Below are 11,248 nucleotides of genomic sequence, written 5' to 3'. Positions count from 1 at the left end.
GGGATTTCGACGGCCGCATCACCGCGCCGCTGCACGGGTTCGAGAATGCCGACGACTACTACCGACGCGCCTCGAGCCGCTATTACCTGGGCCGTATCCAGACGCCGACACTGATGATCCAGTCCAGCGACGATCCGTTCGTCTATCCGCACAGCCTACCCGAAGCCAGTGAGCTGGCCGATTGCATCCGCTTCGAGCTGCACGCCAAGGGCGGCCATGTGGGCTTCGTCGACGGCTCGCCACGCCGACCCGGCTATTACCTGGAGCGCCGCATACCGCAGTGGCTGATGGGGCTCGGAGGGTGAGGCAAGCGAACCGGCGATAGCATGCTCCGTAGCCTGGTTGACGCATTGCGACGCTTATCCTAGAACTCCAGCAGCGCCATTTTAGTATTGGCCAATGGAGCCCGCGGACAACCCGATGAACACCGAATACCGCCGGGTCGAATCGCCTGGAACCCTAGTGGAGGGCTGGAGATGAGCAAGCTGATCGGTTTTCTGCTACTGGTCGTCGGTATCATCCACCTGCTACCACTGGCCGGCGTACTCGGCGGCGAGCGGCTCAACGCGCTCTATGGCCTGAGTTTCGCCGAGCCCAACCTGCATATCCTCATGCGTCATCGTGCCGTGCTCTTCGGCCTGCTCGGTGCGCTGTTGGTAGCCGCAGCCTTGCTGCCCGGCCTACGCAGCATCGCCTTGGTCGGCGGCCTGATCAGCGTGCTGTCCTTTCTACTGCTGGCCTGGAGCGAGGCCGCTTACAACGAGGCCTTGCGCCGCGTGGTGATTGCTGACTGGATCGCCCTGGCGTGCCTGCTGGTCGCACTCATCCTGCACCTGCGCGCCGACGCCGGCACGCCCTGAACAGAACCTAGAGCCCTCCCTACCTCCAACAGGCTCCTGCCTGGAGTGCCGAATACCGCAATGGCTGCAGCCCATCGAACGTGGTACACAGCAGCTCCAGTGAGTTGATAAGGACGGCGGCGTGGTCAACCTGTCAGGCCCGTTTGAGCAGATCATTGCCGAGCTACAGCAGCGTTTTCAGGCTCAGCGCGAAGCCTTCGTGGCCAATCCCATGCCGCCTGCCGACCAGCGCATCGCCTTGCTCGACAGCCTCAAGGCACGCCTGCTCAGCGATCAAGACGCGCTGATTCGCTGCATCAGCGAGGACTTCGGCAACCGCAGCGCCGATGAAACCCTGCTCGCCGAAATGCTGCCCACGGTGCAGGGCATCCGCTACACCCGCAAACGCCTGCGCCGCTGGATGAAACCTTCGCGACGACACGTGGGCCTGGCGTTCATGCCCGCCTCGGCGCGGGTGATCTACCAGCCGCTGGGCGTGGTCGGCATCATCGTGCCGTGGAACTACCCGCTGTTCCTCGCCATCGCCCCGCTGGTCGGCGCACTGGCCGCCGGCAACCGGGTGATGCTCAAGCTCAGCGAAGCCACGCCGCGGACTTCACAGCGCCTCAAAGAGCTGCTGGCCAGCATCTTCCCCGAGGACCTAGTTGGCGTGGTGCTTGGCGAGGCCGAGATCGGCATGGCCTTCGCCAAACTGCCGTTCGATCACCTGTTGTTCACCGGCGCCACCAGCATCGGCCGCCACGTGATGCGCGCAGCAGCTGAAAACCTGACGCCGGTGACGCTCGAACTGGGCGGCAAGTCCCCAGTCATCGTCTCAGCAGACGTGCCGCTGGAACACGCCGCCGAGCGCATCGCCTTTGGCAAGACACTCAACGCTGGGCAAACCTGCGTGGCCCCGGACTACGTACTGGTACCTCGCCAGCGGGTCGAGGCGTTCGTCGAAGCCTACCGCCGTGCGGTGCAGCGCTTTTATCCACAGGTCGAGGGCAATCCGGACTACACCAGCATCATCAACGCGCGCCAGCAGCAGCGCTTGCAGGGTTATCTGGACGACGCTCGCGAAAAGGGCGCCGAGGTGATCGCCCTGACTGCCGAGGCCGCGGGCAGGCGCATGCCCCAGGCCCTGCTGCTCAACGCCGACGACAGCATGCTCGTGATGCAGGACGAAATCTTCGGGCCGCTGCTGCCCGTGGTGCCTTATGACCGCCTCGACGACGCCCTGGCCTACATCGCGGCGCGCCCGCGTCCGCTGGCCCTGTATTACTTCGGCTACGACCGTCGCGAGCAGGAGCACGTGCTGCAGCACAGCCACTCTGGCGGGGTTTGCCTCAACGACACTCTGCTGCACGTGGCGCAGGACGACATGCCCTTCGGCGGCATCGGCGCCTCGGGCATGGGCCACTACCACGGGCACGAAGGTTTTCTCACCTTCAGCAAGGCCAAGGGCGTGCTCGTCAAGCAGCGTCTCAACCTCGCCCGGCTGATCTATCCGCCCTATGGCAAAGCCTTGCAGAAGCTGGTCTACAAACTGTTCATCCGCTGAGCGGTAGCGCGATTAACGCCCACATCCGGCACCATCGAAAGGCCGCCGACTTGGCCCGCCCCGGCGTGCTGCGCTACCATCCGACTCCCTAACGCGCCTGCCAGGACGTCACGATGAATCGAGTGTTATACCCAGGCACCTTCGACCCCATTACCAAGGGGCATGGCGATCTGGTCGAGCGCGCCGCGCGTCTGTTCGACAGCGTGGTGATCGCGGTCGCTGCCAGCCCGAAGAAGAACCCGCTGTTCTCCCTCGAGCAACGCGTGGCGCTGGCCCGGGAAGTTACCAAGCACCTGCCCAACGTCGAAGTGATCGGCTTTTCCACGCTGCTCGCCTCATTCGCCAAGGAACAGGGGGCCAACGTGCTGCTGCGCGGCCTGCGCGCGGTGTCGGATTTCGAGTACGAATTCCAGCTGGCCAACATGAACCGCCAGCTGGCGCCGGACCTGGAAAGCCTGTTCCTCACGCCATCGGAAAAGTATTCCTTCATCTCTTCCACCCTGGTGCGCGAGATCGCCAACCTGGGCGGCGATATCAGCAAGTTCGTTCACCCGGCCGTCGCCGATGCGCTGACCGAACGCTTCAAGAATCGCTGATCCGCAACACTGGCATGCTTGCGCGCCATATGGCGCGCGGGCGTGCGCTAGCGGTGACAATCCGGCACAATCGCGGCTATCCGTTTGAATATGTCGGGGCCGCTGGCCCGGCGGGAGCTTGCCTTTCATGTCCCTGATCATTACCGACGATTGCATCAACTGCGACGTCTGCGAACCTGAGTGCCCGAACGCGGCGATTTCACAGGGCGAGGAGATCTACGTGATCGACCCCAACCTGTGCACCGAATGCGTCGGCCACTACGACGAGCCGCAGTGCCAGCAGGTCTGCCCGGTAGACTGCATCCCCCTCGACGAGAACAACGTCGAGAGCAAGGAGCAGTTGATGGACAAGTACAAAGCCCTTACCGGTAAGGCCTGAGGGTGCGCCGCTCCCTTCGCGGCCTCCATTCACTGCGCGCCCTGTCCGGCGCGCTGCTCCTGCTGCTCGGCCTCGGCCTGCAAGCCGCCGAGCGCCCCGGCAGCAGTGCCATCGCCACCGCCCACCCAGCCGCGACGGTCGCCGGCAAGGAAACCCTGGCGCTGGGCGGCAATGCTTTCGACGCGGCAGTAGCCATCAGCGCCGCCTTGGCGGTGGTCGAGCCCTATGGCTCGGGCCTGGGCGGCGGCGGATTCTTTCTGCTGCGCAGCGCCGACGCCCGTTACGAATTCATCGATGCCCGCGAGCGTGCCCCCGGGGCCGCCCATGCCGATATGTATCGCCGCGACGGCCAGGTGCAGGCGTCGCTGTCCCGTGACGGCGCGCCGGCCGCCGCCATTCCGGGCTTGCCCGCCGCACTGGTCGAACTGGCCGAGCACCACGGTAAATTGCCACTGCGCGATAGCCTGGCGCCGGCCATCCGCCTGGCCCGCGAAGGCTTCCCGGTTGATCGCGTGTACCGCGATCGCGCCACCATGCGCCTGACGGCCATGCGTGACGACGCGGAAACCGCGCGGCTGTTCCTGAGCGGCGGCGAGGTGCCCGCTGAAGGCGCGCTACTGCGCCAGCCGGAGTTGGCCGATACCCTGCTGGAGCTGGCCCATCATGGTCGTGACGGCTTCTATGCCGGCCCCGTGGCCGAGCGCCTGGTGGCCGGTGTGCGTGCCGCAGGCGGTATCTGGACGCTTCAGGATCTGGCCGACTATCGCACCGTAACGCGCCAACCGATTCGCGTACCGCTGGCCGAAGGCCGCGAGCTGATCAGCGCCCCGCCACCCTCAGCCGGCGGCGTGGCCCTGGCCCAGAGCCTGCTGATGCTGCAGCACCTGCCTTGGCGAGCGGCCGACCCGGTGCAGCGCACCCACCTGGTGGTGGAAACCCTGCGCCGGGCTTATCGCGACCGTGGCCAACTGGGTGACCCGGACTTCGTCGACAACCCTGCCGCCGCCCTGCTCAATCCGGCCTACCTGAAAAGCCTGAGCGACGGCATCGACCCGCAACGCGCCACCCCGAGCAGCCAGCTACCACCGGCCAGGCCCTGGAAGGAAGGCGATCACACCACCCACTTCACCGTGCTGGATGCCGACGGCAACGCGGTGAGCGCTACCTTGTCGATCAACCTGCCGTTCGGCGCCGCTTTCACGGTGCCCGGCACCGGCGTGCTGCTCAACGATGAAATGGACGACTTCGCCGCCGATCTCAGTGGCGCCAACGCCTATGGCCTCGCCGGCAGCCAGGCCAACGCCATCGAAGCCGGCAAGCGCCCGCTGTCGAGCATGAGCCCGACTTTCATCGAAAGCCCGAGCGAATTCACCAGCTTCGGCACACCGGGCGGCAGCCGTATACCGAGCATGGTACTGCTGTCGATCCTGCAATATCTGGACGGCCAGCCAATCGCCAGCTGGCCAGCCGTGCCGCGCTACCATCACCAGTACCTGCCGGACGTCATCGAGCACGAGCCGCAGACCTTCAGCGCTGCCCAGGCCGCCGAATTGCAGAAGCGTGGCTACCAGCTCAAGGATGTGCAGCGCGAGTACGGCAACGGGCAGGTGCTGCGCTGGAACAAGGCCAGCGGCCAGGTCGAAGCGGCCAGCGATCCGCGGGGTATCGGCAACAGCGCAGTGCAGGTCACTCGCTAAAACTGGCAGACAACAAAAAGCCCCTCGTCGAGGGGCTTTTCAATGGACACGAGATCCGCGATCACTGGCGCTGGTTGTAACCGTCACCCGTGCAGCCCAGGCAGCGCACGAATGCCGCCTTGCCCGGCTCGACCACCAAGGCACGACCGGTAGCGCCGATGCCGCCGCCCATGGCCGAGAATGGCAGGGCGACGACGAATGCCGCGGCGCCGATGGCGGTAGCGCCGATCAGCAGCGGGCGGGCGATCAGCAGGTCACCGATCATGGCGAAACCATCCGGGGCCTGAACGGTGTAAAGCGGGTCACCGCTGGCGTTCTGCTGCACTTCTTGCGCATGGGCGGTCAGCGCCAGCGAGGCAGCAGTCAGCGCCAGAACAGCAGCGCAAGAGCGAAACAGTTTCATGGGGCGATCCTTCAGAGGTATACGGGGCGATGCCGGTAACTATAACAGCGCGCCGGCAATTGTCGCGTGATGGCCGTCAATCGCTGAACAAGTGGTCACGTTATCGGACGAAGCGACTCAGCGCTGACATTTCGGGCAGTAAACGCTGGCCCGCTGGCCCAGTTTCACCTCGCGCAGGGTACTGCCGCACACCTTGCAGAACTCGCCACCGCGACCATAGGCGAACAGCTCCTGCTGGAAGTAGCCGGGCTGACCATCGCCGCCGATGAAATCGCGCAGCGTGGTGCCGCCACGCTCGATGGCGTGGGCCAGCACGCGCTTGATCTCCTGAGCCAGGCGCACGTAGCGCGCCCGCGACACCGTACCGGCGGCACGCCGCGGGTCGATGCCTGCGGCGAATAGCGCCTCGGTGGCGTAGATGTTGCCGACGCCGACCACCACCGCGTTGTCCATGATGAACGGTTTGACTGCCACCGCCTTGCCACGCGACAGCTGAAAAAGACGCTCGCCATCGAACAGCTCGGTCAGCGGCTCCGGGCCGAGGCGCACCAGCAACTCATGCTCCAGCGGCAGTTCGCTCCACAGCAGCGCGCCGAAGCGGCGCGGGTCGGTGTAACGCAGCGCCAGGCCGGACTCCAGCTCGATATCGACATGCTCGTGCTTGGCTGCCGGCAGCCCCGCTTCGACCAGACGCAGGTTGCCCGACATGCCCAAATGACTGATCAGCGTACCGACCTCGGCCTTGATCAACAGGTACTTGGCGCGCCGCTCCACGGCTTCGATGCGCTGGCCGGAAAGCCGCACGTCGAGGTCTTCGGGAATTGGCCAGCGCAAGCGGCGTTCACGAACGATGACCCGGCTGACACGCTGGCCGATCAGGTGGGGCGCAATACCCCGGCGCGTGGTTTCGACTTCTGGCAATTCAGGCATGGCGGACTCGAAGCGGATTCAGGAATGGCGCCTCAGGCGGCGCCCAGGTCGCGGATGCTCTCGCGCAGGCTCTCGAAGTCGTATTCGGAGAGCCCCACGTACTCGAGGATCAGCGGCTCGATGGCTTGCCATTCGTGGTCTTCGCTCTGGTTGCCCAGTACCTGATAGCTGCGACATATGTGCTCGGCCATCTTGAGGATCGCCAGCAGGTTCTTGAGCTGGGCGTCGTTGTCGTTCTCTTCGGCGAAGATGGCCAGCACGTTGTGGTGGTTGGCGATGGCCTGGCACAGGTGCAGCGGCAGGTTCCACGACTTGGCGGTGTAGTAGCCGACCACTGCATGATTGGTGTTGAGCAAGCGGTTCTCGGTGTCGACGATACGCCGCTCGGCACTGGCGCTGGCGTAAGATTCCTCGAGCACGGTCATGTAGTCGGGGAAGCGCTTGAGCATCAGCGGAATGCCGCAATTGTGGAACAGGCCCAAGGTGTAGGCCTCGTCGACGGACTCGTAACCGATGCGCTTGGCCAGGGTCAGGCTGGTCATGGCCACGTCCTGGGCGGTATCCCAGAAGCGGTTGAGGGTGACGATGGTCTCGTCGCTCATCTCGCCGCGAATCGACAGAGCGTTGACCATGTTGATCACCGAGCGGCTGCCCAGCAGATTGACCGCACGTTGAATGGAGCCGATGCGGTTGGCCAGGCCGAAATACGGCGAGTTGACGATTTTCAGCAAGGCGCCGGACAGCCCCGGGTCCTGGCTGATCAGGCGCGCGATGGCCTTCAGGTCCGGGTTGGGCATGTACTGCTCGAACTGCAGATCGACCATGATCTGCGGTTGCGGCGGCACGCTGATGCCTTGCAGAAACGTCTGTATCTGCTCGGCCGAAAGTTCTTTGTCCATGGAGGCGCAAGGTAAAAGAGTGATGGAGCACGCAGTCTACCCTGAGCGTGAGGACTTTTGAGCCAGCGGTTACAGAACAAATCTGCAGGTAGTCGCCTGGCCTGAACTTAGCGGCCCGCAGCGCCCCGAATATTGCTCACTCAGCCTATTCAGAAAGGTGTTTACGATGAGCAAGTCCCTTGCAGGCAAGCGTGTCGCTCTGCTGGTTACCGACGGTTTCGAGCAGGTCGAGCTGACCGGCCCCAAAAAGGCGCTCGAAGAACTCGGCGCCACCGCTGAGATTCTTTCCAGCAAATCCGGCAAGGTCACCGGCTGGAATCACACCACGCCAGCCGACACCTTCACCGTCGACAAAACCTTCGATACGGCGAAAATCGATGATTACGACGCCATCGTGTTGCCGGGCGGCGTGGTCAACGCCGACACCATCCGTCTCGACGAGATGGCCGTGGAGTTGGTGAAGGACGCCGCCAAGGCCAACAAACCGATCGCCGTGATCTGCCATGGGGCCTGGATTCTCGCCAGCGCCGACCTGCTCAAGGGCAAGACCCTGACCAGCTACCCCTCGCTGACCGACGACCTGAAGAACGCCGGTGCCAACTGGGTGGACAAGGAAGTGGTGGTCGACGGCCAACTGATCAGCAGCCGTACGCCGGACGACCTGCCAGCTTTCAACGAGAAACTGATCGCCGCGCTCGCCGCCTGAGTCAGCGCCGCGGACCAAGGATGTGCGTCCACGGCATGCAACGCGGCAAGCAGCTGGCGCGCTCCTCGTTTAGAATGCGCGTTTTTTGCGACGGAGCCCACCATGTCCCTGCCCAGCCTGCGCCTGAAAGCCAACGCCGACCGACGCCTGCGCGCCGGCCACCTGTGGGTCTACAGCAACGAGATCGACGTTGCCGTCACGCCGCTCAATGCCTTCGAAGCCGGTGACCAGGCCATTCTCGAAGCTGCCGGCGGCAAGCCCCTGGGCATCGTTGCCCTGAGCCCCAACAATCTGATCTGCGCCCGCCTGTTGTCGCGTGACGTCAAGCACGTGCTGGACAAATCCCTGCTGGTGCACCGCCTCAACGTGGCCCTGAGCCTGCGCGAGCGCCTGTTCGACCAGCCCTGCTACCGCCTTGTATACGGTGACTCCGACCTGCTGCCGGGCCTGGTGGTTGACCGTTTCTTCGACATCCTCGTAGTGCAATTGGCCTCGGCGACCATGGAGCGCCACAAGGACGATGTGCTGGCCGCGCTGATCCAGGTGCTCAAGCCCAGCGGCATCCTGCTCAAGAACGATTCCGCCGCCCGTGATGCCGAAGGCCTGGAGCGCTATGTGGACACCGCCTTCGGCGTGGTGCCGGAGTGGGTCGCCCTGGAAGAGAACGGCGTGAAGTTCGAAGCGCCGGTGATCGAGGGCCAGAAGACCGGTTGGTTCTATGACCACCGCATGAACCGCGCGCGCCTGGCGCCCTACGTCAAGGGCAAGCGCGTGCTCGACCTGTTCAGCTATATCGGCGGCTGGGGCGTGCAGGCCGCGGCGTTCGGCGCCAGTGAAGTGTTCTGTGTGGACGCCTCGGCGTTCGCCCTCGACGGCGTGGAGCGCAACGCTACGCTCAACGGTTTCGCCGAGAAGGTCACCTGCGTGGAAGGCGACGTGTTCGCCGCCCTGCGTGAACTGAAGGCGGCCGAAGAGCGTTTCGACGTGGTGATCGCCGACCCACCCGCCTTCATCAAGCGCAAGAAGGACATCAAGAACGGTGAGGCCGCCTATCGCCGCCTCAACGAAACCGCCATGCGCCTGCTCAACAAGGACGGCATCCTGGTCAGCGCCAGCTGCTCCATGCACCTGGACGAAGACAATCTGCAGAACATCCTGCTGACCAGCGCCCGCCATCTGGATCGCAACATCCAACTGCTCGAACGCGGTGCCCAGGGCCCGGACCATCCGGTGCACCCGGCCATCGGCGAAACCCGCTACATCAAGAGCCTGAGCTGCCGCCTGCTGCCCAACAGCTGACGGCACGGTCTATCCGTTCGGCGGCTGGCATCTCGACAAGCACCACGGATATCGGGCCCTGGCGAACCCAGGCCCGCTATCGTGGTCTCTGCTGGCATGCCTGAGTGCTCGACGTGCCGTCGCACGCGTTATCGCCGTCACAGATAGCCCGCAAGATGGGCCGGATCTTCAGCCGACCAGAGCCCTGTCGATGATCACTTGCTCTTCTCCAGCCAGCCTTCGACTCATCGTCACGGCGCTCGCCCCGCCCACTATTACGGCAAGCCCCTGCACTGGCCCGACTAATGCAAGCCGGCACCGCTGATACCGCGGGCTAGGCTTAGCAGGCAGACGAACGTGTCGGTCGGCGCGGCAGCACTGCAGCGAGTGCCCCGGCAGCGATCGCCTCGTACCGATGCCGCTGCGCCAGGTCAGTGATCGTTGTCGCCAGGACAGTACAGGGGCATTACCCTCAATCACATCCTGCATGACCTGGCCGTCGACATTCGACAGCCGGTCAATAACAAGAGAGAAGAGCCCAGGTGACTGACACGAAGACGCTCTCCCAGCATGGCAACCGGACGCAAACGCAACAGAACGAGGAAACCGAAGACGCCCGCCACCGCGAACACCGGGCCAAGCTCTATGCCGCCATTCGGGACAAGGAGCGCAAGCGTATTGCCCGCGAGTTGCATGATGAATTGGGCCAACAGCTGACGGCTCTGCAACAGGGCCTGGGAGTTCTGGGCATCCGCCTCAAGCGTGACCGCCCGGATCTGGAAGAAGAAATCCAGCGCCTGATCGGCATCACCCACAGCGCCATCGAAGCGATTCGCGACGTGCAGTTCGGCGGCCCCATAGGCCGCCTGCACCACAGTCTGGAAAACAGCCTGAAGCACCTCGTCGACGACTTCAAACGCCTGTCCGGCATCGACTGCCGTTGCAGCCTGCCGCCCACCCTCGACCTCAATGCCGACCAGGCCTCGCACCTGTGCCGCATCGTGCAGGAATCGCTCACCAATATCCTGCGTCACGCCCACGCCAGCCGCGCGGCGGTCAGCCTCGAACAACGCGACAACGACTACGTGCTGGAGATCTCCGACGACGGTCGCGGCTTCACCCTGAGCGACACCCTCCCCGATTCAACCGGACTTTCCGGCATGCGTGAGCGCGGCAAGCGACTCGGCGGGCCGGTGATCATTTTCAGTCATCCCGGCCAGGGCACCATCGTCCAGGCGATATTCCCCGTGGCCCACCGTGTTTAAGGATTCACCGATGATCAAGCTGTTGATCGCCGACGACCACATGATCATGCGCGAAGGGCTCAAGCGCCTGTTCGAGCTATATGATGACGTGCACGTCGTCGCCGAAGCGGCCGATGGCGCCCAAGCGCTGGAAAAGCTGCGTCTGGTTCCCGTAGACCTCCTGCTACTGGACATCAGCATGCCCGGCCTGAGCGGCGAAGCCCTGATCGCCCGCATCACTCACCAGTACCCCAAGTTGCCCATTCTGGTGCTCAGCATGCACGGTGACCCGCATCTCGCCCTGCGTGTGCTGCGCTGTGGCGCAACAGGCTACCTGACCAAGAGCCAGTCGCCCTCGATCCTCGTCGAAGCGGTGAGAAAAGTCAGTGCCGGCAATCGCTACATCGACCCGGCGCTGATGGAGCCCATCGCCCTGAGCAGCATCAAGCCCACCAACCGCAGCGGGCTGGACAGCCTGACCAATCGCGAGTTCCAGATCATGCGACTGCTTGCCGCGGGGCTAAGCGTCAACCACATCGCCAAACAATTGACGATCAGTAACAAGACAGTCAGTACCCATAAGATAAATCTGATGGAAAAAATGCGTTTTTCCAGCAATGCAGACCTGATCAGGTTCACATCCACGCTGATGAATTCTGATAACGCCTAGGAAAATCCTTAGTTCTTTGCAGCGGTTAAAGCCAAGCAAATAT

At 63.9% G+C, this 11,248-nt stretch carries 12 protein-coding genes and 1 pseudogene; 10 read left to right on the top strand and 3 right to left on the bottom strand.

Annotation, left to right across the window (positions count from 1 at the left end):
- The 6 genes and pseudogenes from BVH06_RS09910 to ggt all read left to right on the top strand — a co-directional run.
- Positions 1–305 (top strand): annotated as a pseudogene (locus BVH06_RS09910) (hydrolase); the annotation flags it as partial.
- A 171-nt stretch (positions 306–476) separates the two neighbouring features.
- The gene (locus BVH06_RS09905; RefSeq protein ID WP_075933954.1) at positions 477–860 is read left to right on the top strand and encodes a phosphopantetheine adenylyltransferase; all 384 of its coding nucleotides are present in this window, start codon (positions 477–479) and stop codon (positions 858–860) included.
- Between the two features lie 121 nt (positions 861–981).
- On the top strand, positions 982–2,403 hold the full coding sequence (locus tag BVH06_RS09900; protein WP_075933953.1) for a coniferyl aldehyde dehydrogenase: 1,422 nt from the start codon (positions 982–984) through the stop codon (positions 2,401–2,403).
- Between the two features lie 113 nt (positions 2,404–2,516).
- Positions 2,517–2,999 carry a pantetheine-phosphate adenylyltransferase gene (coaD, locus tag BVH06_RS09895; protein ID WP_013789299.1) on the top strand — a complete coding sequence of 161 codons (483 nt, stop codon included), beginning with the start codon at positions 2,517–2,519 and terminating at the stop codon, positions 2,997–2,999.
- A gap of 127 nt (positions 3,000–3,126) precedes the next feature.
- Complete coding sequence (locus BVH06_RS09890) at positions 3,127–3,378, top strand: YfhL family 4Fe-4S dicluster ferredoxin (protein ID WP_075929801.1); 252 nt, start codon at positions 3,127–3,129, stop codon at positions 3,376–3,378.
- Between the two features lie 2 nt (positions 3,379–3,380).
- Positions 3,381–5,075, top strand: a complete 1,695-nt coding sequence (gene ggt, locus BVH06_RS09885) for a gamma-glutamyltransferase (RefSeq protein ID WP_083651967.1) — start codon at positions 3,381–3,383, stop codon at positions 5,073–5,075.
- A 61-nt stretch (positions 5,076–5,136) separates the two neighbouring features.
- On the opposite strand, the gene BVH06_RS09880 is transcribed toward ggt, so the two are convergent.
- The 3 genes from BVH06_RS09880 to BVH06_RS09870 form a co-directional block, all read right to left on the bottom strand.
- Positions 5,137–5,478: a multidrug transporter gene (locus BVH06_RS09880; protein WP_075929802.1), complete on the bottom strand. Its 342-nt coding sequence runs from the start codon at positions 5,476–5,478 to the stop codon at positions 5,137–5,139.
- A gap of 117 nt (positions 5,479–5,595) precedes the next feature.
- Complete coding sequence (mutM, locus tag BVH06_RS09875; RefSeq protein ID WP_013789295.1) at positions 5,596–6,408, bottom strand: bifunctional DNA-formamidopyrimidine glycosylase/DNA-(apurinic or apyrimidinic site) lyase; 813 nt, start codon at positions 6,406–6,408, stop codon at positions 5,596–5,598.
- Positions 6,409–6,440: 32 nt separating this feature from the next.
- Complete coding sequence (locus BVH06_RS09870; RefSeq protein ID WP_168172900.1) at positions 6,441–7,253, bottom strand: HDOD domain-containing protein; 813 nt, start codon at positions 7,251–7,253, stop codon at positions 6,441–6,443.
- 220 nt (positions 7,254–7,473) lie between these two features.
- Here BVH06_RS09870 and BVH06_RS09865 point away from each other — a divergent pair, with 220 nt between their 5' ends.
- From BVH06_RS09865 to BVH06_RS09850, 4 genes are all read left to right on the top strand, one after another.
- Complete coding sequence (locus tag BVH06_RS09865) at positions 7,474–8,013, top strand: type 1 glutamine amidotransferase domain-containing protein (RefSeq protein WP_075933952.1); 540 nt, start codon at positions 7,474–7,476, stop codon at positions 8,011–8,013.
- Positions 8,014–8,115: 102 nt separating this feature from the next.
- Positions 8,116–9,312, top strand: coding sequence for a class I SAM-dependent rRNA methyltransferase (locus tag BVH06_RS09860; RefSeq protein ID WP_075933951.1), 1,197 nt, complete (start codon positions 8,116–8,118; stop codon positions 9,310–9,312).
- A gap of 521 nt (positions 9,313–9,833) precedes the next feature.
- Positions 9,834–10,556 carry a sensor histidine kinase gene (locus BVH06_RS09855; protein ID WP_075929806.1) on the top strand — a complete coding sequence of 241 codons (723 nt, stop codon included), beginning with the start codon at positions 9,834–9,836 and terminating at the stop codon, positions 10,554–10,556.
- 10 nt (positions 10,557–10,566) lie between these two features.
- Positions 10,567–11,205 (top strand): response regulator transcription factor, encoded by a 639-nt coding sequence (locus BVH06_RS09850; RefSeq protein WP_075929807.1) that lies wholly within the window; start codon positions 10,567–10,569, stop codon positions 11,203–11,205.
- Positions 11,206–11,248 lie beyond the last annotated feature (43 nt).

The sequence above is a fragment of the Pseudomonas sp. PA27(2017) genome, from assembly GCF_001945445.1.
GTDB lineage: Bacteria > Pseudomonadota > Gammaproteobacteria > Pseudomonadales > Pseudomonadaceae > Aquipseudomonas.
This window is presented reverse-complemented; position numbering and strand designations above follow the sequence as displayed.

Bases quoted from the DNA above. Each gene is read 5' to 3' on its own strand.
- BVH06_RS09890 (WP_075929801.1), top strand. From the start codon at position 3,127: ATGTCCCTGATCATTACCGACGATTGCATCAACTGCGACGTCTGCGAA.
- mutM (WP_013789295.1), bottom strand. From the start codon at position 6,408: ATGCCTGAATTGCCAGAAGTCGAAACCACGCGCCGGGGTATTGCGCCC.
- BVH06_RS09850 (WP_075929807.1), top strand. From the start codon at position 10,567: ATGATCAAGCTGTTGATCGCCGACGACCACATGATCATGCGCGAAGGG.
- BVH06_RS09905 (WP_075933954.1), top strand. From the start codon at position 477: ATGAGCAAGCTGATCGGTTTTCTGCTACTGGTCGTCGGTATCATCCAC.
- BVH06_RS09880 (WP_075929802.1), bottom strand. From the start codon at position 5,478: ATGAAACTGTTTCGCTCTTGCGCTGCTGTTCTGGCGCTGACTGCTGCC.
- BVH06_RS09865 (WP_075933952.1), top strand. From the start codon at position 7,474: ATGAGCAAGTCCCTTGCAGGCAAGCGTGTCGCTCTGCTGGTTACCGAC.
- BVH06_RS09860 (WP_075933951.1), top strand. From the start codon at position 8,116: ATGTCCCTGCCCAGCCTGCGCCTGAAAGCCAACGCCGACCGACGCCTG.
- coaD (WP_013789299.1), top strand. From the start codon at position 2,517: ATGAATCGAGTGTTATACCCAGGCACCTTCGACCCCATTACCAAGGGG.